Annotated in this window: 21 protein-coding genes; 10 read left to right on the top strand and 11 right to left on the bottom strand. The window is 29.7% G+C overall.

The features are described 5' to 3' along the window. Positions 1–1150 precede the first annotated feature (1150 nt). From IPK88_16625 to IPK88_16640, 4 genes are all read left to right on the top strand, one after another. Positions 1151–3394: a M4 family metallopeptidase gene (locus tag IPK88_16625; protein MBK8245053.1), complete on the top strand. Its 2244-nt coding sequence runs from the start codon at positions 1151–1153 to the stop codon at positions 3392–3394. Beyond that, a complete protein-coding gene (locus IPK88_16630; GenBank protein ID MBK8245054.1) occupies positions 3391–4080 on the top strand; it encodes a hypothetical protein in 690 nt (229 codons plus the stop codon). The genes IPK88_16625 and IPK88_16630 overlap by 4 nt, the downstream gene beginning before the upstream one ends. Before the next feature lie 4 nt (positions 4081–4084). Further along, complete coding sequence (locus tag IPK88_16635) at positions 4085–4780, top strand: hypothetical protein (protein MBK8245055.1); 696 nt, start codon at positions 4085–4087, stop codon at positions 4778–4780. Between the two features lie 1250 nt (positions 4781–6030). Then, the gene (locus IPK88_16640; GenBank protein ID MBK8245056.1) at positions 6031–6684 is read left to right on the top strand and encodes an outer membrane beta-barrel protein; all 654 of its coding nucleotides are present in this window, start codon (positions 6031–6033) and stop codon (positions 6682–6684) included. Positions 6685–6915: 231 nt separating this feature from the next. On the opposite strand, the gene IPK88_16645 is transcribed toward IPK88_16640, so the two are convergent. Then, entirely contained in the window at positions 6916–7239 is a 324-nt protein-coding gene (locus IPK88_16645; protein MBK8245057.1) for a YegP family protein, read from the bottom strand. Between the two features lie 934 nt (positions 7240–8173). On the opposite strand from IPK88_16645, the gene IPK88_16650 reads away from it, so the two are divergent. The 4 genes from IPK88_16650 (at position 8174) to IPK88_16665 (ending at position 13012) form a co-directional block, all read left to right on the top strand. Then, positions 8174–8749: a hypothetical protein gene (locus IPK88_16650; protein ID MBK8245058.1), complete on the top strand. Its 576-nt coding sequence runs from the start codon at positions 8174–8176 to the stop codon at positions 8747–8749. A 17-nt stretch (positions 8750–8766) separates the two neighbouring features. Continuing rightward, on the top strand, positions 8767–9807 hold the full coding sequence (locus IPK88_16655) for a toll/interleukin-1 receptor domain-containing protein (protein ID MBK8245059.1): 1041 nt from the start codon (positions 8767–8769) through the stop codon (positions 9805–9807). A 780-nt stretch (positions 9808–10587) separates the two neighbouring features. Then, entirely contained in the window at positions 10588–11211 is a 624-nt protein-coding gene (locus IPK88_16660; GenBank protein ID MBK8245060.1) for a hypothetical protein, read from the top strand. A gap of 712 nt (positions 11212–11923) precedes the next feature. Further along, positions 11924–13012, top strand: coding sequence for a hypothetical protein (locus IPK88_16665; GenBank protein ID MBK8245061.1), 1089 nt, complete (start codon positions 11924–11926; stop codon positions 13010–13012). A gap of 124 nt (positions 13013–13136) precedes the next feature. Here IPK88_16665 and IPK88_16670 read toward each other — a convergent pair whose 3' ends face one another. Then, a complete protein-coding gene (locus tag IPK88_16670) occupies positions 13137–13517 on the bottom strand; it encodes a hypothetical protein (protein MBK8245062.1) in 381 nt (126 codons plus the stop codon). A gap of 467 nt (positions 13518–13984) precedes the next feature. Between IPK88_16670 and IPK88_16675 the strand changes: the two genes are divergently transcribed. Next, positions 13985–15208, top strand: coding sequence for a site-specific integrase (locus tag IPK88_16675; protein ID MBK8245063.1), 1224 nt, complete (start codon positions 13985–13987; stop codon positions 15206–15208). A 549-nt stretch (positions 15209–15757) separates the two neighbouring features. On the opposite strand, the gene IPK88_16680 is transcribed toward IPK88_16675, so the two are convergent. The 9 genes from IPK88_16680 to IPK88_16720 all read right to left on the bottom strand — a co-directional run bounded on the left by IPK88_16680 (position 15758) and on the right by IPK88_16720 (position 24896). Beyond that, positions 15758–17245, bottom strand: coding sequence for a hypothetical protein (locus IPK88_16680; protein ID MBK8245064.1), 1488 nt, complete (start codon positions 17243–17245; stop codon positions 15758–15760). A gap of 28 nt (positions 17246–17273) precedes the next feature. Continuing rightward, positions 17274–17975 (bottom strand): hypothetical protein, encoded by a 702-nt coding sequence (locus tag IPK88_16685; protein ID MBK8245065.1) that lies wholly within the window; start codon positions 17973–17975, stop codon positions 17274–17276. Beyond that, positions 17975–19303 (bottom strand): AAA family ATPase, encoded by a 1329-nt coding sequence (locus tag IPK88_16690; protein ID MBK8245066.1) that lies wholly within the window; start codon positions 19301–19303, stop codon positions 17975–17977. Before IPK88_16690 ends, IPK88_16685 begins: the two co-directional genes overlap by 1 nt. Positions 19304–19522: 219 nt before the next feature. Next, on the bottom strand, positions 19523–20440 hold the full coding sequence (locus tag IPK88_16695; GenBank protein ID MBK8245067.1) for a relaxase/mobilization nuclease domain-containing protein: 918 nt from the start codon (positions 20438–20440) through the stop codon (positions 19523–19525). Between the two features lie 3 nt (positions 20441–20443). After that, positions 20444–20983 (bottom strand): hypothetical protein, encoded by a 540-nt coding sequence (locus tag IPK88_16700; GenBank protein MBK8245068.1) that lies wholly within the window; start codon positions 20981–20983, stop codon positions 20444–20446. Further along, on the bottom strand, positions 20967–22409 hold the full coding sequence (locus tag IPK88_16705; protein MBK8245069.1) for a type IV secretory system conjugative DNA transfer family protein: 1443 nt from the start codon (positions 22407–22409) through the stop codon (positions 20967–20969). Before IPK88_16705 ends, IPK88_16700 begins: the two co-directional genes overlap by 17 nt. A 189-nt stretch (positions 22410–22598) precedes the next feature. After that, complete coding sequence (locus IPK88_16710) at positions 22599–23306, bottom strand: hypothetical protein (protein MBK8245070.1); 708 nt, start codon at positions 23304–23306, stop codon at positions 22599–22601. Next, positions 23303–24319 (bottom strand): hypothetical protein, encoded by a 1017-nt coding sequence (locus IPK88_16715; GenBank protein ID MBK8245071.1) that lies wholly within the window; start codon positions 24317–24319, stop codon positions 23303–23305. Before IPK88_16715 ends, IPK88_16710 begins: the two co-directional genes overlap by 4 nt. 121 nt (positions 24320–24440) lie before the next feature. Then, positions 24441–24896 (bottom strand): hypothetical protein, encoded by a 456-nt coding sequence (locus IPK88_16720; GenBank protein ID MBK8245072.1) that lies wholly within the window; start codon positions 24894–24896, stop codon positions 24441–24443. Between the two features lie 415 nt (positions 24897–25311). Between IPK88_16720 and IPK88_16725 the strand changes: the two genes are divergently transcribed. Beyond that, entirely contained in the window at positions 25312–26634 is a 1323-nt protein-coding gene (locus tag IPK88_16725; GenBank protein ID MBK8245073.1) for a hypothetical protein, read from the top strand. Positions 26635–26701: the final 67 nt, after the last annotated feature.

The raw sequence follows: 26701 nt of genomic DNA on the forward strand, positions 1-26701 counted from the left end.
GGTTTTTAGATAATTAATATGTACACAAAGCACTTCTTCATAAAGCTCCTTCTTATTTTAGCATTTAAATGATATTGTTGGTCACTTCTTGATATAAGCCAAAGTTTTATTTTAGAAAAGGAACATGGCAGGAGCTTATACTTTTAGTACACCTGAAAAATGTATCTTAAGATCGACATATGGGTTAGATGCCCTACCCTTAGACAAGTGAAAGAATCAATTAATTCAATTATCAGTGTTTAGGTATTTGGCATTAAATTCTTCAAGTAGTTCCATATTATCACTAAATTTTAATTCAGATTCAGTTGAAGTGCTGATTTTTGGATATTCCCATGCTTTGGATTGAATATGAAAGAAATTTTAATCTCAACCCTTAGCCAAGATTGTTTTATTGGGCTGAATTCTTTCAGCATTTACATTTGAAATTGATTTAGAAGATTAAAGAATAATTCTAAACCACAGCATTTTATAAATGAAGCTAATTGCAGAAGGCAGAATTTGCCAAAATGACAAATTTAGTTTAGGAGTTTACTCAGAGTTTGATCCAGCTAGGCCAAAAAAATTTGGAGCTTTTCTACAAATTCTGGGTCAAAATCCTACGCTCGTTTAAAAGTTCCCTGCGTTAGTACGAAAGTCCTTGCCAAATTCACCCTAATATTTGACCTTTGGATTAATATTTTAAAATAATTTGAATTGAAATTAGAAATGATTATAATCAAATAAAAAAAATAAATTTTTAATCAATTTTTATAGAGTATAAATATAATATTTCTCGAATTTATCGAAGGAATTAATGAAGAACTGTCCAAATAAAAAACACATGAATTAAACGCAAGATTTAATCAAAATATGAATAAATCTAAATGCTATCAATTATAAATATGGAAAGGTGATCTACACATTGACATTCATAACAAAATATAACAATAATGATTATATTGATAAAAAATGAATGTTAAAATTAAAAGATCGAACTTTGGATGAAGTGTTTTTCATAGAGATAATAGATAGCGGTGGACTAATGCGGAAATCGCCACCTAAATTATGAGACAATGCACCCAATGCCTAAAGGCGAAAGAAGGCCACAGAGTTGAACTGTGCTCGAAGTTGCAAAAACTTCTTCAACGAAATTCTTAAAAAATGATTTAATATGAAAAAGTTTATTTCCTCTAATACTAGATCAAAATTATTGAAATTCCTCTGTTTTCCATTTTTGTTTCAATTAATCTTTATTCACACTATTAATTGTCAAAATGTAAATCAAAGAAATCCAAACTTGACTAGTTTAACAAATTCATTTATTAGAAACAATTCAGAATCAGTTACTGAACAGGGAATTGTGATTTTTAGTGAAAATTCAGATATAAGAGAGGGTTTTATACTGGAGCAACAAAGAAATGCAATTGGATTGGGAGTCCTAGATCAATTAAGGATTTCTAAATTTAATGTAGATGAAGTGCTAGGTATGGTTCATAAACGATATGAGCAATATTACAATGAGGTCAAAGTTGAAAATGCTGAATATTTAGAACATTATTTGGATTGTAGATTACAAATGCTAAGCTCAACAATTATTGCTAATTTAAATATTAATACTAGCCCTACAATTTCTTCTGAAAATTCAATTCAACAGGCAATTCTGCTTTCTGGATCGATTATGCCTAGTTTTTATGATGAACAATTCTTGTCAAAAGCCAGAGAAATTTACGAAGATCCTAACTACACAACTTTTCCAGTTCCTGAGCTTTTAATTGCTAAAAATGACACAGAAGATGAGGTACCTGAGAACTATAAGTTAGTGTGGAAAGTAAGAATTGAATCTTTATTTCCTTCCTTTTATAAATACATATATATTGATGCATTTACAGGTAGTATGCTGAAAGAAAGAGATATAATTACACACAATGGTCCTGCAGTTTTGTCCAGTGGCTATGGAACTAGAACAATTGATACTCGATGGAGAGGTGGATTTAAACAGTATCATGAGACGGTTGCATCAGATAATCGAAGATCTGTCCAAACAAGGAATGGTGATCAAACTAACTTTGGCGATTTATTTAAAGACAATGACGATAATTGGGATGCATCTGATATAAGAGGGACAACAGCTCATTGGTGTGTATCAAATGCATGGGATTATTGGCAAAATTCATGGGGACATCGAGGAATGAATGGGCAAGGTGATTGGACAGAAGTAAGAACTGAATGGGTCAGAATTAATGCAGCATTTATACCAGGCACACAAAGATTATTAATCGGAAGTGTTTCAGAAAATGGACCTATTCTTATTTCGAATGATGTGGCTGGTCACGAATTCACACATGGTGTAACTGAAGCAGTCTCGGGATTACAAGGAAATGAAGGAGAATCTGGAGCCTTGAATGAATCATTTAGTGATATATTTGGAAATATGGTAGAACAGAGCGTTCAGCCACTAGTTTGGACAGTTGGAGAAGATTGTAATTTTATTGTACGTAATATGTCGAATCCAAATGCTTTAGGCCATCCATCTATTTATCTGGGCCCGTTTTGGACTACTGACACAAGGTTTGATCAACATGTCAATTCAGGAGTGCAAAATTTTTGGTTTTTTCTCCTTTCTCAAGGTGGGACTCAATTAGGATTTAATGTGCAGGGAATTGGAACTGGTTCGGCTTCAAGAATTGCTCAGTTTTCTTTATTTAATTTCATAGGTGTTAATACCACATATCCAGAAGCAAGAGATTTTGAAAATCTCGCAGCTAGGTTAATTTTTGGTAGATGTTCTCATGAAGAAAGACAATGCATTTTAGCATGGTCTGCTTGTGGCCTTCCAGCGCCTACCCCTACATGTGTTAATATTACTGGAAGCTCATTAATATGTACTGATGATTTAGATTTACCACTTACCTTTACAGCCCATTGTAACGATCCGTTGGTAAATATAACATGGAGTAATTTTCCAATAGAATGGAATTATACAATATCAGGCAACAGGAATCAATTTTTCAGTATTAATAATTTAGGTTCTTGGGTGCCACCATTTAATCCTTATGTTGTAAGTATAAGAGCATGTACACCTAATGGAGAATGTGATACACATCAAATATCCTTTGAAGAATGTTATGGAGATCCTCGTTGCCCAAAAAGACGACTGGGAATTCCAGGTCAAGAAATAAAAATTGATAACAAAGTAATTTCTAATAATCCTTATAGTTCTATATTTGAACTTGAAAATGAAAAAGTTGCAGTTACAAATCATTATGAGCTTTATAATCTACAAGGCAAATTAATAAGATCATTCAAGTCAATAGAAAAAGGAAAAGTAAATGAAACTATTTCTAATGATCTCCCAAATGGAATTTATATACTGGTTAATAATCAAACTAAGGAGACGTTTAAAATTATAAGATGAAAATAAAATATTTAATTTTATTAACATTTATTACCAAATTGGGTGTCAATACTTTGACAGCCCAATTTGGTATTTTAAATATTGAAGCTGGATGGTCTGTCAATACATCAATTACTAAAGATCAAGTATCTATTCATAACGAGTCTTTTTGGATTAAAGATCATTTGATTAGTAACTATTCAATTACAATAAATCCAATTAAACGACTTTCGACTTCCTATTCAAAATTTGAAGCAAAATTTGTTTATTATGATTATCCGAAAGGGGCGGGGTCAAAATTATCTGTTTATAAACTAGGTTTGATTGGATATAGGTTTTGTAAATACGAATACTTAACATTGAATTACCATTTTAAAACACAGCGTAAATCTAATTATATTGTATCTATTGGACCTATAAAAAGAAAAATGGAAGAGCTTGAATTTATTGGTTATGCAGTGCCTGGAAACTTTTGGGAACCTATCTGGCGTGAGAACAAAACATCAAACTATAGCTTGATTACTGGATTGGAATATAAGGTGTTAGTTTTTAAATATCTTTATGCAAAAACATCCATTTCTTATTTTTATTTTAATAAAGAACCTCGACACAATTTAAGTATGTATGTAGGATTGGGTGTGCCTTTAGATATTCCATCAACTTATAAAGTTAAAATAAAGTCCATATTCAAACGAAATAAAAAATAATTGCATGAAATTAGTCATTTTTATACATCTACTTTTGATCTATAACATTCAAGGATTCGCTCAATTTGGGAATTTAAATATATATATTGGAAAGAGTATTGGAAGTTTATTTGAAGATGAAACAGATGATAACTATTTGAGGTTTCGAGCGAATGATTTGTCAAATAAAAGAGGTAAAATTTTGTACCATTTCATTGTTAAATATAACAAAAATGAAAATTTTTCTTTAGACTTTGGAATGGGTAGAGAATTTTATAATTATTTAAATTTAGCGGATAATAGTTATCAAGACATCATCTATCCGGATAATACTATATTGAGCAGATATCTTGAGTTTTACACTTTGAGAGGGAACTATTATTTAGTTCATGATAAAAATAGTCAATTTTATTTTAGCTCTGGACTTACTCTTAATAAATGGACAGAATACACTTTCATAGGATATGAAGACATACATAGATTTATCGAAAAGCCAAGAGAAACAATTCAAAGTGTAAGTATGGGAGTAAATTTTGGCTTCGGCTTTGAAATTAAATTACTAAAGTACTTAGTGCTAAGCATCCGACCAAATTATACTTTGAATACAACTAAACCTCACCATCGGAGGAACTTTGAAATCGGATTGGGCATTCCAATAAATATATATCATCCAAAAAAAATAAATATTAAAGACTCACCAAATTTAAGATTAAAAAAATAGATAACAAATTGTTACAATTCCTATTTCTTGTGAAGTAAAATACTTTTGAGTACATTGTACTGAAAGACAATCACCACAAAATCCAGTCTGTTATTAAATATTGCTTTATAAAACTTTTATTTAACCTTTTGCGTTCTAGGAAAGCACAATGTTTGAGAATATTGTAAAAAATTCAATTGTAAAAAAAATGCTGTTGAAAAATATTCGTTTGAAAGCATACAGATGGCATTAAAATAAAGTGTTTTAAACTTAAAGATTATTTGGATTCGATTCAGCTTGCAATTAATAAATATTATTATAAGATTCAAAAACTTGATAAGCAAGCAAATCAAAAGTTCAATTTATAGCAATTTTACCCAAACTTACTCAGGAATTAGTGGACCTCTTGATTGTTTAATATCCAAATGCTGTTAAGTTGCATAGTTTTTAGCCAATTCAAGACACTCCATGTCCCTCGCCGGGAGCAACTCCATAATCAAGCGTTGAAATGATTTTGTTGGTCACTTCTTGATATAAGTCAAAGTATTTTTAGAAATGAAACATGGCAGGAGCTTATACTTTTAGTACCCCTGATAAAAGAATCTTAAGATCAACATATGCGTAAGACCCCCTACCCTTAGACAAGTGAAAGAATCAATTAATTCAATTATCACTGTTTAGGAATCTAGCATTAAATTCTTCAAGTAGTTCCATAATATAACTAAAATTTAATTCAGCTTCAGTTGAAGTGCTGATTTATGGATATTCCGATGCTTTGCATTGGATATGAAAGAAATTTTACTCTCAAAAGATTGTTTTATTGGACTGAATTCTTTCAGCATTAACATTTGAAATTACCAAAATTGCAATTTCAGGTTAGGGGTATACTCATAATTTGATCCTTTTTGGTCTAAACTATTAGGGGCTTTTCTTCAAATTTTGGGTCAAAATCTTACGCTCGTTTAAAAGTTCCCTGCGTTAGTACGAAAGGTCTTGACAAATTCAAGTTAATATTTGACCTTTGGCTTAACATTTATAATAATTTGAGTTGAAATTAGAAATGCTTGTAATTCAATAGAAATTGCTTGCAATCCAATACAAAATCAATTTTTGATAGTTTGTAAATGAGTATAAATATAAATTTTTTTTAATATATTGATGGGACCAATAATGAATTGCCCTGTAAATTATATAATTGAAATAAACGCAAGATTTAAGTAAAACATGCTTAAATCGAAATGTTGGCACTAATAATAAAACTAAAATACACTATGAAAAAGACAGGATTAATTTTAACAGGACTATTTTTTGCAAGTTTTACATTTGGACAAACTGTCAATTTTCAAGCGGGCACTTCTTTGTCACAGCTTGATTGGAAATTTAATGGAACCAATTTTGGTTCACTTTATAATAAGACTTTGATTGGCTATTCAATTTTAGCTGGAATAGATTATTTAGACAAAAAATATTTTAATCTTTCAAGTAATATTGGTTTCATAAGAAAAGGAGGTAAAGATGAAGTTCAACTTTACGACCAAAATGGAGTATTGACAAGTGGAACATTAATTGATAAAGCTACTCTTGACTATTTCTCAATAAATACTATGGTTGACATAAAATATGAAATAAAAGAAACTTTTACTCCATTTGTTGGGATTGGTCCTCAATTTGGCTATTTAATAAATAATAGTAAACTATTTGACCCTATTAAGAAAGATGATAGGTTGGAGAATAAATCATATGGATTGTTGGTTGGAGGTGGAATAAAGTATAATAGATCTAAATTTCAGCTTGGATTACGTTCAGATTATTATTTGGATTTTACAAAAGTTGTTGATTGGACAGATGTGGCTCCGACAGGAGGAAGCAAGATAACTTCAAAAACATATTCAATTAGCTTCACTATCGGATATAAGTTAAAATAAATTACAAGTGCCAACACGCGGTCATACAAAATTGGGGTTTAATTGGTTAGGCAAGCGTCTTTCTCGCTGGCTAGTTTTTATCGACGGATAGTTTCGCTTCCACGTTTTCCCCAACTAAGCATACCGCAACCGTGGGATCATCGTATCAGTCCTAGTTATTGCATATCAAATTTCTAAGCTAGAAATGATCCAAATATGAGGAAGCAGATGCAAAATCGCTATAATCGAACACTAACTTTCAATATCAGCTCCAGGTGCATTCTTCATTACTGAAGACATACCATTCTTTCTCCCTGATTCATCATTATACATCTCACTAGTACCAATAATCTGGCCATTAGAAGCCTTAAGGTTAAAGTACAGCTTACCGTTCTTAGCAGCCTTAAGATCAAATCTAGCTTCTAACTGAGAATTCTTCCTTACAGATTCAATGCCATTTAAACAGCTTTTTTTTGCCTTATAGCCTTCACTGGTAAGGATAACTTCACCATTGCCAGCCTTTAAATTAAATTGGAATTCACCATTTTTACGAGTTGAAATAACAAATTTTCCCATGATTGATTAGTTTTGAATCCAAATATAAGTCAATCTCCAAAAATTGTATAAAAAAAATAAATTTATGAAGAAAATCAATACTTGGAAACAGGAAATATATTAACTCCTCACTAAAATTGAATGAATTTATACCAATAACCCGTAAATCACAAAGCTTAACAGAAGCCAATTATTAAGGATAAAATGCAACCCATTCATATTAAACCCATTTAAAATAAATGCACCATCAAGAGCTTTAAAATACTTAAATAGCTATATAAAGCTATGAATTATGTAAATTGAGCATTCCTGAATACCCAAAATAATGTATATTCTTCTTGGTCTTCAATTTTAGCTTCAGAATTGAAATTTTCACATTAAGATTGAAGCTATCCAGTTAATAAAAACAAATTCCTACTTTAAAATATTACTAACATTATGTATAGTACAGTAATCATGTATTCTCTCGCCCTAAACCTGCCTAAATCAATATTTAAGTCTCAATTTCAGAATATTTCAGGAAAAGGCATAGACTATAAATTTTGATTTTTTCCTCCAGATACATCAGTTCTAGCTATTGTCCTCACTTTCAACTTTAAATTCCCTATAAAGAGCTTCCCAAACTGAGGACAAATTAAATTTTTGATCTAGATTATGGAAAAACGGTAAAATGTCATCACTTTCAAATCCAAATTCCTTAAATAAAGACTCCCAAACTGGTGACAAATCCCTGAAACATTAATTTTCCAATAAGTACAGTCAATATTCATCTGCGACTAAGGGTCATTGCTCTTTGTCATTGAGTAGCCATATTTTCAATTATTGCCTTTAAATCCTTAATATGAGAAAATACTGGAATTATGCCATAAAAATAAATTGACTTTTATTAAAGTGACTCAGATGATTAAAATTTAAATAACTTTGGCTTATTAACTAACTGCTAAAATATTGAATTATGAGAGTGCTCTATGGATTAATAATAATGCTTGGATTTCTAGGTTGCAACAAGGAGGAAGAGAACAAGACTAAACTGGAATTAACAGTACTGAATATACACGGTTTTCCAGCAGCAGGAATTAATGTTAAACTTTATAAATTTATTCAAAATTATTTAGAAAATGTTTCAGAAATTGCAAAAGATAAAACAAATGAAAAAGGAATTGTTAGCTTCAATAATTTAGATAGCATTAAGTATTATTTTAGTGCAATAGACGGTTGTTCAAACAATTATTTGGATATACGATCAGCAACTATGAAAGCAGGAATAACTACAGCTATTACCATACAAATGCAACAAACTGCAAATGTATCTATAACAAATAATACTAAAAATAAGTACTCAATCTATTTTAACGGTAAAGATGGATTTTTCATAGAAAGCATGCAAAGCCGTTTATTTAGCAACAGTATGCCTATAGGAGCTGTAAATGTAAGGGTGTTACAGGTAGGAACCAATGGTGGACCACAAACTGACACAACATATATTATAGAGGCAGAATGTAATTCTAATGAAAGTATAGTGATCCCATAAAATAAAAAATAAGAATTGTGAAAAAAAACATATTTGTATCACATATTTCAGAAGAAGAATTTGTTGCAACCTCCATACTTGAAATATTAAAAGAAAGATTTAAAGACAAAATCAATTTTTTTTCATCAACACATAAGGGATGTATTGAACTTGGGGATAAATGGTTAGAAAATATAAAAGAATCAATGGAAACAGCAGATCTAATATTATTAATTTGCAGCCCCATTTCAATAACAAGACATTGGATTAATTTTGAAGCTGGTGCAGGATGGATTAGAGGAATTCCAGTGATTCCATTGTGCCATTCAGGGTTAAAACCAGGTCAATTGCCTTCACCAATCAGTTTTTATCAAGGAGCAGAAATAAATAGTACAGAATGTTTTGAGAAATTATGTATGCGTATTTCAAAATTATGTGGGACGAATCTACCAAATTTGGAGGCAGAAGATTTTTTAACAAAAATAACAGAATTTGAAAAAAAAATAAAAAATGAGCTATTATATAAAGATACATTATTTATAAAAACGTTATTATTTGGCGACCTAAAATTTTTAAAATATTGTATTTATGCTTCCACTATGAGTGTACCTGAGATAATTGAATTTGAAAAGGAAAAATTACGGATTAATAATTATACCATAAATTATAACAAGTTATTCAATTTATTTAATCCTTCTATGCTCAATGTAATAAGTGGAGAAAAGGTTTATGTGCAATATTATAAAACTATAATTTCTTTATCAAATAATATAAAATTTATTTTGAGTCGAAATAATATGTCAATAGCTCCAGATATATTAAAAGGATTAGAAAATTTTATATTTCTGGGAAATAATATAGATTGGTATAGTTCTATAGATAATATATGTAGAAATATGAAACAATTTGATTTTGTATATAGTATGATTAAGGATGAACCAACTCCATTAAGGAAAGCTAATGGAACGAGTCTTCCTTTCTTTAAATACTATTTTAGTTTAGAAGCTTCAAAACAATTATTAAATATATTAAGTTATGAATTCGACTCCATATTAGGTAATGATGAAACAATTCTATGATGGGCATGATGTCTATCAAACATAAAAAAATTACTTCCAAGAAAAGGAATAGGAGAATAGATTGATTGCTTCATAAATAATATCATTAACAGCATCTAATCTTGAAAACATGACCTCAAACGCAATTTACCTATATATAAACTTGCGCTTGCGCTCACCATCAATTTAGTAATGCTTGTTCTGCAGATAGAATATAAGCATGAAAAATAAATACTGGTTGGCCAAAGCTCAAAAACTGTATCTACAGAAGAAAACGATTACAGTTATACTTTGATTCTGCAGATGTGATTGGAATAACTACAGTTAAAGTTATCAATTAATAACAAATCATATCTCCAGAATCAAACATGAAACAGAGCATAATAAATTGGAAGCACCTTCTTCTAGAGAAGTAAAATAGAACAAAACAACCAGCTTTAAATGGCTCTGGAAAGCCTACAGAAGCCTTCTGATGAGTTTAAAATTAACCTTAAGGAGAAGTAAAAACACCCACTTTGAGACTTGTATATATGCTCATTTAATCTCACAGATATGCTAATATATTGTAGCCTAAATAAAGCTCATATAGGGCTAATTCAAAATATTACTAACATATTGCTATACAAGATTCTCCTTTTTTTTATACAGGACAATATTCTGATTATTAAATCCAGAATAATTTATGCCATACTTAAATCTAATAGTATAGCGTTAAATGACTTTATGCAATACCTCATAAGTTCAAGATTGAAATTACTAGTATTTATACAGACTAGAAATTATTGAAATTATATAAAGATTATGAAAAAATTATTATTACTATATATACTTGTTCCTTTAGGTATACATGCCCAAACTTTCACAATTTGTGGATTTAATTGGGATACCATTTATATAGGCACTGATAACCTGATTAGATTTAACAATATCAATTGTAATCCTTTGAAATATGATATAGTTCCAGAGGTCACATCAAAGTATAAAGATAGTGTACTTAACATTCTACCTTCTTCGCAAAAAAAGTATAGACTTTCAATTTACAATGGCAAAAACGCACCAATTGTATTTACACTTTATTCTCAGCGAATCACTCTTGATATCAAATGTCTAGCTAACACACTAGTCCCAACAGACACTAAAGTGATTAAAAAAGAAGTTGCTAAACAATTAAGAGGCGTCAAACCAATAGTAAATTGTCCTTGGTTGCGTGAAGCTTGTGTAATTCTTGGCTTTAATTTCAGAATTGAGCGTAATAAAGAAATAATTTATGTAGAGGAAATAACTGGATGGCAACTCTCATCTAATTCTAAAACTGCCCTTCAAAAGATAACCAAAGGTTCAACAATTATTTTTGAAAATATTAATTGGAATTGTCCAGGGGATGATGCAGGTGGACAAACAGATATTGTACTAGAAATTGAATAAACCACAGCTAATACATAAGTACTAGTTGAGTACGAAACAATGAGTTCTCAGTTACTTGCAACCTAATAAAAGAAGAAATCACTTTCTCAATTTTATTTGTTATCCCAGCAATAGAGCTGGCTACAGAGCTGGTGGAGCCTTCTGTCAAGGCTGAGATACCGTCTACTGACGGTAGAAAGCATTGGCCACTGTGATCAGCAAGCATACCTTTAAAGAAATACCACCAGAGGTGGTTAAATAGATAAGCTTATGTGCAGCGGGAGGCTCCCAGCTGCCAGCTCCAAAACAAGTAAGCAGCGGTGGATTTATAAGTGTTTGAAATGAAAGAGAGAATGAGGCTAGATAAAATGGGTAGGCATGTGTATAGCTAATCTAGACCATGAAAGAAAGAATGAAAACTCTTATAAAGACAGGAAAGCTGTGGATGACGAAACAAGCTTACCTACAAAAATCTGTGACAAATGTTCTATAAATGCGTTGGCTTAGGAGAGGCTTATAGGACATGGTCTCGTTGCAAACGAGATGGCACACGTTTTTGTGTAAGTGAAGTTGAGGAATGCCATATAACAGATGTGCTATGAGTGGAAATGTGAGCCACCTGCAGGAAAAGAACACACAAGAAACATGGAGATATAAAAATACTAACTATTATATTAAACATATATGTAGGAATTAAATAATGGATTATCTTTAACATAAAATAACTGATACAATGACCAATCCATTTACAATACAACCATTAAAGAAAGATAATTTGTTTCAAAAATTATTAAAGACAAAAAGTCCAAACAATGCCTTGATAGAATTAAATAACTTATTAGCTAGTAAACCTATTTCAGCCATTAGCATTGGAGATATAAATAGAATTGAAAGTGAATATAGTTTAAGCTTATCTCGAAATTACAAAAAGGAATTGATTGGTATATATACAAATTTGTTAAAATTTTACCTAAATGACTCAATACTTTCTGACCAAGAAAAAGGAGATCTAAGAAGTATAAAAACATTATTCAACCTAATTGAGACTGATGTAAAAGATGTACATTTAGAATTAACAGCAGATATATACAGAATCAAATTGGAAACTGTTTTAAAAGAGGATAACTTAACAGACTCAAAAGCATCTTTTTTAGATTCAATAATAAAGAACTTAGAATTGCCTGAAGAAATATCACTTAAAATAACTGAGGAAATAAAAACAAAAAATTTAACAGATAAATGGAAAGAAATTACTAGTGATGACAGATTATCTCCAGATGAAGTCAAGGAATTTGAATCATTAAGCAGAAATTTAAATATCACTATTCAGATGAGTGAAGCATCTAAAGAAGCAACTGAAAAGATGAAATATCTTTGGACTCTAGAGAATAGTGAAATACCTAAAATAGAAGTTGATCTTAATTTGGCAAGTAAGGAAGTCTGCTATTATACTTCTAAAGTAGAATGGTATGAATACAGAAAAATCACCAAGAGAATTGATTATCATGGACCAAGTTTAAGCATACCTGTATTTAAAGGGTTAAAGTACAAAGTTGGAAGTATAAGCCCAAAAAGCATTTCAAAGGATGAAATAAAACTAATTGATTCAGGCCAACTGTTTGTAACTAATAGTAAAGTTATTTTTGTTGGAACTATTGGCAATAAATCAATACCATTATCAAAATTATTATTTATTGAATCCATTGACAATGGTGTTGTATTAAATAAAGAAACCGGAACTTCCCCTATTATAAAAGTTAGTGGAGAATTTGAATGGCTTACACTAATGCTGATATTAAACAGATTAATTAAAAAAGATTAAATACATACTATAAAGATCTTGTTTAGAATAAAATGACATAAGCAAGAAACACTGTATAAGTAAATCAAACATAAAAAAAGTAAGGCGTACATCACTGAATACACCCTCCAAATAATGGTAACAGTTAAGCTTCTACCAAGCTACCATTTGTACTAAATAAATTGACATCTGCTCTCACAGCGTTAGAAATAACAGTGTTCTCATCTTGCCTGTTATCTGGGATATAAACCCACCTGTAATTAAGCTCTAGGATCTTACCTGTCTCTGGAACCACATAATCATAAGGCTCATATTCCTTTTTGTCTATAGACCCAGGAAGTTGCTTACCGATCATGGTTTTAGCTACATCTTCAGAAAACGTAGAAGCAATGTTAGCTTTTTTGACTGTAGCATATAGCCTACCTTCTTTGGAATGAATGAATTCTAAATCCCCTAGTAGAACTAGAACAATGAAAACTTCTCCAACAGCATTCTTCTTGATGGAATTAGTTGAAACTGTTACCATTTTAAAATAAATTAAGAAATTAAAAGATCACCTTTTGAATAAAGGGGCAGGGAAACTTTCACTGCAAGGATAACAAGGGGGTGTAGGGTTGGGGAATAGCTAGGGGGAGATTCTCAAAAGAAATTGAAAAGAGGAAAAAAAAGGTGTTAGAAAATATAAAAAAAATAAAAAATCAATGCCTACCTTTGAAATACAGTTTATTATAGTTCATTAAAGTTCTACAAAAGTGAGACCCTAATGAGACCCAAAAAGAAAAAAGCCCCGTAAATCAAAGACTTACAAGGCTTAAAAGTGATCCCGTCAGGATTCGAACCTGAGACCCTCTGCTTAGAAGGCTTAACAATATTGGGTTAATATGTATCAATATAATCTTAAACAGTTGGTTATCAATAATAAATTGTTTAGTTAGCATCAAAATAAACCATATTTATAGTATATTTGCTTGCAAATGGCTTGCAAATTTTAATATGAGTAAAAGCAAATATAGTGTTTCCATAGTACTGGATACTAGAAGCATAAAGACAAATAATGCACACCCTATTAAATTTAGGATAATCATTAACAGAAAGTCTTTTCATATATCAGCGGGATTTAATGTTGAAGCTTCATATTGGTTGGAAGTGAAACAACAAATTTCGACAAGATATACATTATTGGGGAATGTTACTAGATTAAATAACTTTTTACAAAGAGAAAAAAGTAGAATTCTTGATAAACTTTTAGAACTTCAAGAATCTGGTAAACTAGATCGATTATCATTTCCAGTTATTAAACAATTAATTCTTCAAAAAAGTGCTGAAACATTGACTTTGCATTACATTTCATTAATTATTAAGGACTTGGAGGATGCTAAAAAATTTGGAAATGCAAAGGTCTACACTACTCTACTTCGAAGTATTTCTGATTTTGTTTCAAAAAAGGAATTTCCTTTAAATCAAATCAATTATAGATGGCTAAAGAAGTATGAAATCTGGTATTTATCAAAAGGTAATTCAATTAATGGACTAGGTATAAAATTAAGAACATTACGAGCAGTAATTAATCAAGCAATTAAAACTGAAAAACTAACTCAAGATATGTATGCATTTAAGGACTATCCTATTAAACATGAAGAAACAAGAAAAAGAGCTATTAGTAGAGAAGACTTAATAAAGATTCTCCATTTTGAACCAAAAACCCAGAGGCAAACTAGAGCAAAAGACTATTTTTTAATTAGTTTCTATTTGATGGGAGCTTCTTTTGTGGATATTGCTATGCTTAAAATCAAAAACATAATTCAAGATAGGATTGAATATAAAAGGCAAAAGACTGGAAAGCTTCACTCTATTCCGCTATCAAAGCCATTAATTGAGATTATAGACAAGTATAGAAATGGAAAGAAAGATAACGAATATATATTAAATGTAGTAAAGTCAATTGATCCAAAAATCCAGCTAAAACAAATAAGTGATGAACTTAGACGATATAATAAAAGCCTAAAAGAAATAGGAAAAATATGTGAAATTGAATCTTCGATCTCAAGCTATGTAGCAAGACATTCATATGCAACAAGTGCTAAAAAACTTGGAGTGCCTATTTCGGTAATAAGTGAGTCACTTGGCCATAATACAGAAAAAACTACTCAAATATATTTGGATTCATTTGAAAATGATGTAGTTGATAAATACCATGAAATGGTTATTGATTTATAAAATAAAAGTTTATTTGATATAAGTTAGAACTATGCTCAAAAGATATGTAGACATTCTTTGCTAACCACAATAGTGGTTAGCAATCTAATTTTATTAATAAAGATGCATATGAAGCACATAAATTGGTTGAGTATACTTGATTGTCGTGGCTGTAACTAATCAATACAATTGGATTTTTTTTCATAATTTAGTAGAAAATTTTATATTCTATATGAAAAATAGTATACTTAAATCCACTCATCATTCTAAAATTAAAAGAAATTATATTATTCATATATATAACATTTCAGTATAATTTTATATGCTCAATTTAATTATAGAATTTTATTAAACCGATTTTTTCCCTTATACTATTTATTTCATACGTTTTCATAATAATATTATTTTCAATAATCTTCAATTCAAGACAAAGTTCTTGAAATTGGTGCTTTGTAGTTATAAGTTCAATTTGAATGAAGTCATTGATATCTTTTGATAATTTTAATTTGAGTGACTTAATATTTTGTTCTTGATCCGAAATTGAAATATCTAAATCCTCTTTATAAGTTATTAGATTATTATATTTTCAGATATGGTTACTAAAAATAAAAAATTCTTAGAACATTTATATGGCTCTAATTCAAATTTATTAAAAAACTTCTTGAACTCCAATTCGGCATATAAATCAGATCTAGATTTTTTGTGGAGAATTGAAATTTGATCAAAATTGTCAATTATAAATTTCCAATCACTCTTATTATCAATAGACTGATATACTTTGTTTGAAATCTCAATTTTTTCAAAGGAGTTAATCAAATTCAATTCTTCGAGTGTTTTTTTAAGCTTATTTTTACTATTATCTAAAGATTTAAAATACTCTAAACAATTATCGGAAAAAACTAATTTTATATCGTTATAAATATTTGTGAATTCAGAAAATGGATTATAATTGGAATTATAAACAAAATGATCTATTACCCTTTTAGTATAGTTAGATAAAGAACCAACAATACTATTCAAGTGGTTTAATTTATCTTCATGTTTAATTCTTCGTACTGTAATATCAAGTTCAATTTTTCTAAATTCAATTAATTGATTTTCCAATAATTGAATTGCATCACTTAACTCAGCTATTTTAATTGCCTTGCTTTTCTCAAGTTCTTCTATTTCTTGATTAAGTTTAATCTTCTGTGTATTAGCATCATGGTAATAAATTTTATGCAAGTCAGTATTGAAAGTTAGATCTGAAAGATTAATTATTTTATTACTCCACTTAACTCTTAATTTTGATGCTTCAATGTAATATTCCTTGAAGTAACATTTAAAAATCAAATCATTATGTAATTTTGATAATTCATATGTCTCAAGGTCAAAAATAAATGCATTTTGGTGATTTGTAAAAATTATATCGTTGTATGTTTGCCACCTTGTTTTATCATTTTCATCAAATTTATGAAATAGCCAAAAAATGAATGTTTCTTCATTTCGATAAAATTCTTGGCGTTTAGTAATTACACTTATCCAAGTTGTAGAAAGTTGCAATTCAATTGCAATTTTTTTATTAAAATACTGAGCTTGTACATCAGGTCTCTTCCATTCTTTTGATATTTCACTTTTGGTTACTCTTTCAATATCTATTGAAGATACTCCTTTATTTATTGATTTATTTAATTCCAAACATTCAGCAATTTTTTTCTTTAAATCCTTATGCAACAAACTTTCTTTAACTAGATAATATTTATGTATATCTACTTCTTCCTTAGTTAGTCCATTATTTGTCTTAATATGGCATTCTGGACTATCTCTTAAATGTGCAAAGTGTAGAATGTTTCTTCTTTTTTTATCCAAAGATGATTTTTTTCCTCTGATTCTGATTTTTTCTCTACAAAACGGACAAATGAATAATTTTTCTCTTTTGTTCTGGATTGATCTATCCAATTCGGAACGAAAAAGGTTTACCTCATCAATCGGCAAACCGAAAAAAATATTAGCATCAATATACTCACCAGTTTCAATATTAAGAACTTCTTCTATTGACCTTAAATTTTGGTTTTTCATCTAACAAAGAATAAAATAAATATCATTTTTAAATTCGATTTAACAAACAGAAAATCGATGCATAAATTCTTTTGCCTATACTATCTGATACTGAATTCATAAGTAATTTTTTATATCTAAAAATAAGATATCCAGAAAATTCTGTCGTTCTTAATTTTGCACTGCGTAAAGCTCTACAATATGCTTTAGTCTTTGACATCTTTATAGTACTGCTGACACTTATTAATTGCTTTAAATTATTATTAAACACATCTTGTCTTTGGAGTTTGAGTTGATCAAAATTTAAATTTAATTGAGTATTCAAATCATTATTAAAATTAATATTTGCTGACATTATCGAAGCATCATCATCGTAATATATTTGATCAATATCAGCCTTTATCTTTGGGTTCAAGTGAAGCAACGTTGCTCTTTGTCTAGACTTATCACAATGATCAATTTTAGTTCCACGCATCTTGTTAAGATAAAAATGCCCTGAACAAACTCCCAAATAATTTTCTAGCATTAAAACTTTGCTTCGATCAACAGACTGTGGAATTATGTGTTCAATATTAATATTATATTGTAGTTGTTTTTCACAATAAGCACAATAGCTTTGTTGGGATTTTTTCAAAATACTTAATACTTCACCTCTACAATCATCTTTTAAATCGTCATATGATGAATTGTTATTTCTTAATATTTTAAGACAATCAGGCTCTTTATTCAAATCAAAAACCAAGTTTCTCATTACTTTACAAATGAAATTCTTTGTTCATAATCTTTTAACCATTGAGGTAGAGATTTAACTATTGATTTCAATTCATTTAATTTTTTTTCAGCACTAATAAAATCTAATTTATTGAATAGGGCATCAATTTCTTTTTTTTGAATTCTATAATCATCTATAGCATTTTCTGCTAATAATATTTTCTCAAGAATTTCATCGGCAGTTGCGCTGTAAATATCTGGTAGCTCTTCATATGGAATAATTTCACCGTTGTTGAGCATTATTATATTCTCTCTTTTCATTCCAGAAAGTACTAATGGGGAATGTGATGTAAAAATAAATTGAATATTAATAAAAGTTGAAGTTAATGCTGATACTATAGTTCGTTGCCAATTTGGGTGTAAATGCAATTCCAATTCATCTATTAGTACAATTCCTTGTCCATCCAATGCATTTTCACTATTTTCATTTGCAATAGTCAACCTTCGTGCTATATCACAAACTAATCCAATAATCATTCGTTCCCCCGATGAAAGCAAATTAACTTTCATTGAAGTCGAATTTTTATTTATGTATAGATTTTCAATTATATCTTGAGAAAAATCAATTATATTATTTGAATCACTTTCAATTCTCAATTCACTAAAAATTTCTGGTGCAATTTCTTTCATAAATCGGTTAAATGCATTTCGGACATTTTCAAGAGATTGCAGTTTATAATCCAAATTCTTTTTTGCAACTTTAGTTGCATTTTCTGAAATAACTTGCTTAATAAACCATTTTTCAAAACTATCAAAACTAGGCAAAATAATATTCATAGCTCCTTGATAGGCATTTAACTTTTCATCATATGTTTTCTTTTCTGCTTTTTTAGAAAATTCAATAGTGCAAGTTCTGTTAACGTTGTAATTTGCTAAAATAGGGATATTTGATAGTTTGCTTTTAATTATTCTTTCTTTTATCCTGTTTACAAAATTTTTTGGTGTTTTTTCAAAATTGAAACCTGGGCTATTTCTTTCCTTAGTTATCGAAATTCTATTGATCTGTTCTTCAGATGCATAGAACTGGGATTCTGGTGGAAAGTTAAGATTGAATAATACAGTTGCTTTACTATAATTTGCGCCAAATGTTATATAATCCGTTAAAAACCAAGAATCTATATCATATGCTTCAGTATTTGAAATTAGTTCGCCTGTAAAATGCGTAAAACATAAGGAAATTGCATCAAGTAAAGTGGTCTTTCCCGCACCGTTGTTCCCAATCAAGACCACAACATTAGAATCGGGAAAATCTATTTCAATACTTGAAAATTGTTTAAAATTTTCTAAAATTAATTTTTTGATTTTCATTTTCCAAAGATATAACATTTATCGTTTTTCAAAACAATACTAATTAAATAATTCATAATACTTAATTTAGTGTATTTAAATTGAAAAATTATATTCATTTATAATTTGGAGTCTAAGTTCAAGTAAGTGGAGTTGTAAAGATTGCAAGATTGCCTATCGCCATGGCGATTTATAATCTGCCTATGTCGAGAGGCTATCTTGTCGGGAGACCCGAACCCCTTAAATACCTAATCCATCATATTCATCATCTTCGGAATTATCCTCAGTTTCCTCATCATTCTCAATTTCAATACTTCGTTCATCTTCAACCTCTTTTTCTAAATTTTTGGATTCACGAAGATCGCTAAGCTCTTGTAATTCAGAATCCTCCTTACTTTGTTTCCTGTCCAATTCATCCAGTTTGTTAATGTCAAACCCCAAAGTCTTAAATCTGTAGTGCCTTCCTTGATCCTCAACTCCATACAGTGAGCCACCTCTATAATAGGGCTCTAAACCTTCAAATTTGAGCTGAGACAGGAATTCTTGACTAGAATTGGCTTTGCTATAGATTTCTGTAATTGTATCTGAAATCTGGTTTTTTTGAGACAATTTAGCATTATCGATTTGAATCGGATATTCTTTTGTTGGGTTTTGGACTTTAGATCGTTTTCCATGTTCAGGCAAGCTATGGACAAGCTCAGGATATTTCTGTTTTTGATAAGCATCTAAAGCAAGTTTGAATTCATGGAATTCCTTTTTGGAAATTCTATTTGATTCTCCGGTCATATATTTTGTTGAAGACATTAAAATATGTAAATGAATATGATCCTTGTCATGATGAGACGAAGCTAGATATAAATTGTCGTTGCCTCTTAATTCAATGAATTTTTTCGAAATGTCTTTAAGTAGGTCTTTACTGATATGTTCTATGTCTTTGTTTGAGAAAGACAAAATCGTATGATTGAGCTTAATATTATCACTTCTTTTGTATAATCGTAAAGAATCATTGGATTCAAATTCCTTTGTCCAGCCAATAGCAGAACAAGATCGAAGATTATGCTTTAATATTGGTTCTGATTTTTCATCCTTTTCAGGCTTAAGGATATAATTTACTAATTGGCCAATTTTATTTCGACGAGTTAGATTTTTTAATATCACGGATCATAGAGAGTTTATGAATTCCAATAATTGAGCTTTCTTAACTTCATCCTTAGCAATATGCAATTTAATATATTCTTCCAAGTTTTTAGGATGGTGAAGTAAGGGTAATATTTCTCGCTCCAGTCTATTAATTGAGTCCATTATATCTCGGCCCAAATCAAAATTTAATTTGTTAGCATCAAACATGTCCTGTACTGTATTGTATGTCATTGCAAGAATCTGTGATATTCTTTTTACTTCCAACAAATCAGGAACTATAAAAGAGTTATTAATATAAGCGAATGTCGTTTCTTTGATAAACTGAGTTCTACTTAACTTATGCTTTTTAGACTCGAAGGTTAAAACTTTTAATTCATCTGGATTAAAGGAGATGGTGAATTCTTTTTCTTTTTTTCTTTTCGCAACTCTCCACTTTCTTTTATACTCCCTCCAATATTCACTCCGAACCTTTTGAATTTCTTCATGCGTTCCTTTTTCAAGAACTCCATTTGTTTGCAAATATGAGTATATTGAATTCTCCTTGTTAACCTTTCTTTTCATCTTCAAATTGAATTAAAGGAGGAATATCATATGGAAGAACATTGTCTGGAATATATGGAAGAATTTCAGTTAATAATTTCAACTTTTGGTTCTTGTAATATGGAAACAATTTTGCATGAATTGGTGGTTTGTTGCCAATTAGAATAATTGCCTTATTGCTCATTCGAATTTCATCTGAGGTCATTAATTGACGAGTATGGCGAACCTCATTTTCATCCACATATTCAAATTTACCTAGCGTCATTTCTAAAATCTTGCATGTTTCAATCGGTTGACCTGGCAAATACACTTTTGCATAGCAATTGGCTGAAATGTTTTTTGCTTCATACGAACCATAGATATGTTCAAGTATGTGGTAGTCTTGATAGATCAAAAGTATACCACTATTGTATTTACGGATATTAGAAATGATTGTTGATAGTGAAGGCAAAAACATCGATCCTGCTTCATCTAAAAGAAAGAAAATATTATTTTCATGCTTATCTGGAATTCTAATTAATATTTTATTCATAAATTGTTGGAAAAACAGTGATGAAATTCCGCTATAATATTGCATAGTTGGAATGGAGTTATTGATAAACAAAGCAATCTTTTTAGTGCGGAATTCTGCAAAATCAATTGTATCAATGGATGTAATCTTAGCTATTGTTTCATCTGCGAAAAGTGATAGAGAAGCTTTGGCTGTAGCTACAATAGACAGGAGAGTCTTGTCGCCATATGCAACAAATGCTTTATATTCGGATAACAATTTATCATCTCGAGTTTTAACAATGAGTTTGTCTATTTTTTCAGGATTTCCAGCAAATACATTTATCAGATGAAGGACATTGTATAAGTTTCTATGTTCTGGTTCACCATAGAATATCAGATATCGAATAAATAGGGATAAAAGACTCTCAGCAGACTTGTTCCAAAATGGATCTTTGGCTTCACCCAGTGCATTGCGAACTAGCAGTGTTGCTAATTTTTGAATATCCGAAATTGTTATACATCTTTGAAGTGGATTAAAGCATTCTGAGGCTTCATTGCTATAGTCTATTACTTTAATGGTATATCCATAACTTTGTAATGCGCCACTTACAAGTATTCTGATTTCATGAGATGGATCATTGAAAATGAGTGATGAATTTCCTTTAGCCATAAATAGTGCGCTATTGATAAGTACAGTAGAGCTTTTGCCTGAACCGCTTCCACCTAAAATAATTGCATTTTTATAGCTCTCAGAAATTGAAAGACAATTTTCACCATCAAGACAAAATCCAGTATCTGAATTTTGTAAAACTTTATCAACAGAAATAAAGTCAGCATTGAATTCTGTTTTACGACTCATTTGAACAAGAGAAGAAATAAAATCAAACAGTCCTGTTGCTATTTCAGCACAAAGCCAATATATGACTTCAAATATTACACCTATTATCTTCATCATCTTGTCATCAATTTTTCAATAGTTTCTCCCGTTTTAAGTAAAAGCATTCCAGAAACTTTACATAATAGGGCAAAGGCCATTGTCATCAATTTGAAAAAAGTGACTACAAGTGTTCGTATTAGATTAAATATTGTTTGGGTAGAAGTTCTATTCATATTCAGGTATTTAGGATTAGATTAATATCAAGCACTATAAATTACTACCTATACTTACATGGGCACCATATGATTCTAGGAATAATTTATAGAAGTCAGAAACAATTTCAAATCTTTCGCTGTCCATTTTATCAATTGGCTTATATATTATGTAAATTTCTATTCCGTTTAATTTATTCAGATGATATTTTTCAATCAGTAGATTTTGAATATGCTTTGGCTGATTTACTATTTCATTGAAAATATCTTGATCATAGTAATCAATGAATGATTTTTCCATGAGGTCGGTATTAATGATAAGCATTTTCTTATCAGCTTTTGATTTGCTAAGAATATTTAATTCTTCGGAAATTATTTTAAATATCACAGAGCCAACTCTTTCTTTCTTGTTCTTGCTTAATTCTAATAATGCGGAATCTATATTGAAATAATATTTTTTAATATCATGCTTCCTTTCATAGTCATTTGATAATAAAGCACTCGATACTGAATCAAGCATGAAGGACTTTACTTCATTGAATCCAAACTCAGTAATGCCTTGAATTCTCACTGTCTCTGAATTATTCACATTTTTTGAAATAATTGATTTCTTATTAAAATCATTCAACAAAATATGTGAAAAATTTGCTGAGGTTAGATCCAAAACTATCGATATATCCTGTGAGATTGGCTTTGGATTACAGGAGAGAAAGAGCACTGCTGAAATTATCAGCAGTGCATAAATGTATTTGTCTATTTTCATGAGGTTTGATTTATTGGGTTAATCAATGTCTTTATTTTATGTGATCCACTTTTCAATACAAATTCTTTCATAGCCATAGCATGGATTCGTTCTGTTTCTTTATCAATCAGAATTATCATTGAATCTCTATATTTATTAAAAGCTTCTAGCATTTGTTTTCGCTCATTAATTCTTTCTTCTTCTAATCGTAAAAATGTAAGCAGTCCTTCTTTTTGATTCTTTAAAAGCATTAATTGATTTTTCTTTTCTTCTAATTGGCTATGTTCCATTGATTGCTCTTTAGTTGGAAGTTTTGTTGAAGCGAACAACAGGGCAATGCAATAGAAGAATAAATTGAAAAGCATCCAAAGGATCGGATTATTTCCAAATGAGCTTGAATCATCCATATATGTTTGTCTCAATATGCCTAGGAAAAGAAAAACAATTCCAGCGCCAATTAATCCACCTATGAACCAAAACCGTTTTTGTTTTGGAGTCTTTGCAGTTTGGATTTTCATACCAATAGTATGTGAAGCAACAGCAAGACCACTGGCTATGATTATGGATAAAAAAATTGCACCAAGTAGACTGCCTATGATTACTTGAAAACTTGAATAGTTTAAGCCCGCATCAATAGAACATAAAGCTACAATTGAAACTAATACCCATATGTATTTTTTCCAATCATAAGTAAGTCTTGTTCTCTGTATATCTACTTCGACACTACTTATTTTCTTATTTGTCTGCTCAACCTGCTCGTCAGTTGCATTTTGTAAAGCTTCTAAGTTTGTTTGCTTTATGTCTTCAGTAATTTTGTCAACTTCAGGATCAATGTTTTTGTTAACTTCTTGTTTTAGTACTTCTGTCTCTGTGGATACTGAATTCAGTATTACAGATGTGTCATTTAAGTTTTGGGATACTGCAATATCCATGTCTTGTTTTGCTCTATCTCCAATTCTAGAGATTTCTGATTTAATATGGCTCTCAAGTGCGTTTACACGAATGCCAAATTGAAAAGAGTTGTTTGTGGTCATAAGATATATTTATTTGATGTAATAAAAAAATTTTTAATTCAAGTTTACTGAATAGTAATAGGTTTAATAAGAATAGATATTGACTCACAATGAATCAATATCAAACCATTAATTAATTCTGTTATATTTTATTTCTCAGTTCGAGGAATATTGTAAGCAATTCATTGAAATCAACGTCAGATGGATTGATATCAATAAAATTTTGTATTATTTCGAGTGAAGTGCTTATTTCAGATTTTATCCAATCGAGTTTTTCCTGTGAAGGTTTATTCTTAACCAGATATTCAAGGTTAAAATATTGTTGGTAGATTTTTTCTAGTCTGGGCTGTGGACAATCCTTATTATAGTTATTATCAAAATTTAAATTATCTATTGAGATTTCTGGATAAATTTCTTGGGAAACTCCCCAATATTTATTAATATAAACAAAGCAAATAAAAAATGGTAAAAGAAAAAAATTTGGAAATAGATCTGTGGCATGGAATTTGATAAATTGGCTAGAGGGTAGGCAAAGTAGCGTTGCTAACAAAATAGGATCTAACTTTCGGAAAAGCTTCTGAACGATAATTTTTTTCATATTAATATTGATTTAGTGATTTAAAACAATAATTTATATAAATAATTCGATCAATATGAAGCAAAAAGTTTAGCTCAACTTAATACCTTAAAAGTAATTAGTTGCTAATGAACATAGATTTGTGCTAAAATAAACTGCTTCGTTCTGGTGTGTTGCCAATACTTTCCACGGTGTGACAACTTTATTTTTACGAAGCATAATAATTGAGCTTGGACTTTTCCAAGCTCTTTTTCTATTATGATTAGATTCGTAACCAGAACATTACTGATTGAGATTACACAACAGCAAAATTAACATAAATTTTACAATTGTCAATTTTTTTGTACATTTTTTTTAGAAATATTTTTTTAATTGTAAATTATTAATTCTAATTTAGCTTAGAATTTTCTAACTTTACATATAAATTAAATATAATATGAAAGTGCAAACAGCTGATTTAAGGCAACTTCTACATTCGGCATCCTACAATTTTGAATTAAAATCAAACTTAACCATTGAAAACACTAAATATCCAGTTTTTTTCGAAAAGCTATGCACTGACATTTTTGCTACTGTTGGAATTCAATTAAACAGTTCTACATTATATAAACAAGTATTTATAAGACTTAAAACTTGGGAAAAACCAACAATCGGAATATCATTAGATATACTAAATGGACTTTCTAAGTATGTTTATAATACTGAGTATACAGAGAAATATATTCAAGTCTTTGAAGATGATTCCGAAATTCCTGAATTTCCATGGAACAACCCTTCATTCCCAGCTACACATGTAATTCCAGTTCAAATTGAAGGATATAATAATGTATGGATTAAGGATGAAAGTATCAATCCTACTGGTGTGCATAAAGATAGAATGGCTTGGGAAGTCTATTTATTTTACAAAAACAAATTAGAGGATGCTCTGAAAAAAGGTGAGAAAATAAGATTGCCTAGATTATCATTAATTTCAAATGGAAATGCAGCTCTGAGTATTCAAAATCTATTGAGTGAGTTTGGGTTTCCGAACCTTAAAGTACTTTATGATCCAAATTTAGTTGATTCACAGATCGTTGAAGCAATGAGAAATGCAAATTGCGAATTATGGCCGACTGATTTGCAAAGTAATTTATTGCGTACGGATAATATACTTGAATTAACAAAAAATCAAACTGGAGGTGTTGATTTAACTTATGGTGAGGAGATTGAGAAAAACACATTTTATGATTGGTTAAGTTATGAAATATTGAATCTAAATCCAACATATTGTTTTGTTCCATTTGGCTCAGGGGAAGTCTTAAGAAATATTTTGGAGATAAATAAAATGGAACTACGGTCACCAAAAACATCTAAAAGATTTTTCGGCAATAAGAACATTCTAAGCAAATGCTGTTTTATTGGAGCAAAAGCAGCCGAAAGTAATACCAATTACAAGATGCTTTATGCAAAGTATAACAAATTTACAAATTCCGATTTTGATTTTTATTTTGATCATGGTGTCTGTTCAAAAAATTCCAAAATTGCATTATTAAATGAAAATGAAAAAATTGTAAATCCAAATAATATAAGTGAAAAAATTACCTATTTAGAATTGGCATCTATGATTGCAACTGAACACAAAATAAAACATGAACCAAGTGGTATAAGTGGACTTGCTATGTTTTTTCAACTAAAAGATGAACTAGGTATTTTGCCAGATGATAAGGTTATAATAGTCAATACCGGAAAAATAAAGTTAGATTTATTTAATAAGAAATAAAAAATTCCTGAAAAGTTTGAACTTAACAGGAATATTATTAAATATCAATCATTAAATTACAAAAGGA

It is taken from the genome of Candidatus Defluviibacterium haderslevense (assembly GCA_016712225.1).
Taxonomy (GTDB): domain Bacteria; phylum Bacteroidota; class Bacteroidia; order Chitinophagales; family Saprospiraceae; genus Vicinibacter; species Vicinibacter haderslevensis.

Excerpts from the sequence above, each read along its gene's own strand:
- IPK88_16715 (MBK8245071.1), bottom strand. The coding sequence starts at position 24,319 with ATGACCACAAACAACTCTTTTCAATTTGGCATTCGTGTAAACGCACTT.
- IPK88_16645 (MBK8245057.1), bottom strand. The coding sequence starts at position 7,239 with ATGGGAAAATTTGTTATTTCAACTCGTAAAAATGGTGAATTCCAATTT.
- IPK88_16725 (MBK8245073.1), top strand. The coding sequence starts at position 25,312 with ATGAAAGTGCAAACAGCTGATTTAAGGCAACTTCTACATTCGGCATCC.
- IPK88_16660 (MBK8245060.1), top strand. The coding sequence starts at position 10,588 with ATGAAAAAATTATTATTACTATATATACTTGTTCCTTTAGGTATACAT.
- IPK88_16675 (MBK8245063.1), top strand. The coding sequence starts at position 13,985 with ATGAGTAAAAGCAAATATAGTGTTTCCATAGTACTGGATACTAGAAGC.
- IPK88_16640 (MBK8245056.1), top strand. The coding sequence starts at position 6,031 with ATGAAAAAGACAGGATTAATTTTAACAGGACTATTTTTTGCAAGTTTT.
- IPK88_16625 (MBK8245053.1), top strand. The coding sequence starts at position 1,151 with ATGAAAAAGTTTATTTCCTCTAATACTAGATCAAAATTATTGAAATTC.
- IPK88_16690 (MBK8245066.1), bottom strand. The coding sequence starts at position 19,303 with ATGAAAATCAAAAAATTAATTTTAGAAAATTTTAAACAATTTTCAAGT.
- IPK88_16705 (MBK8245069.1), bottom strand. The coding sequence starts at position 22,409 with ATGATGAAGATAATAGGTGTAATATTTGAAGTCATATATTGGCTTTGT.
- IPK88_16700 (MBK8245068.1), bottom strand. The coding sequence starts at position 20,983 with ATGAAAAGAAAGGTTAACAAGGAGAATTCAATATACTCATATTTGCAA.
- IPK88_16670 (MBK8245062.1), bottom strand. The coding sequence starts at position 13,517 with ATGGTAACAGTTTCAACTAATTCCATCAAGAAGAATGCTGTTGGAGAA.
- IPK88_16710 (MBK8245070.1), bottom strand. The coding sequence starts at position 23,306 with ATGAAAATAGACAAATACATTTATGCACTGCTGATAATTTCAGCAGTG.
- IPK88_16635 (MBK8245055.1), top strand. The coding sequence starts at position 4,085 with ATGAAATTAGTCATTTTTATACATCTACTTTTGATCTATAACATTCAA.
- IPK88_16630 (MBK8245054.1), top strand. The coding sequence starts at position 3,391 with ATGAAAATAAAATATTTAATTTTATTAACATTTATTACCAAATTGGGT.
- IPK88_16680 (MBK8245064.1), bottom strand. The coding sequence starts at position 17,245 with ATGAAAAACCAAAATTTAAGGTCAATAGAAGAAGTTCTTAATATTGAA.
- IPK88_16685 (MBK8245065.1), bottom strand. The coding sequence starts at position 17,975 with ATGAGAAACTTGGTTTTTGATTTGAATAAAGAGCCTGATTGTCTTAAA.
- IPK88_16650 (MBK8245058.1), top strand. The coding sequence starts at position 8,174 with ATGAGAGTGCTCTATGGATTAATAATAATGCTTGGATTTCTAGGTTGC.
- IPK88_16720 (MBK8245072.1), bottom strand. The coding sequence starts at position 24,896 with ATGAAAAAAATTATCGTTCAGAAGCTTTTCCGAAAGTTAGATCCTATT.
- IPK88_16665 (MBK8245061.1), top strand. The coding sequence starts at position 11,924 with ATGACCAATCCATTTACAATACAACCATTAAAGAAAGATAATTTGTTT.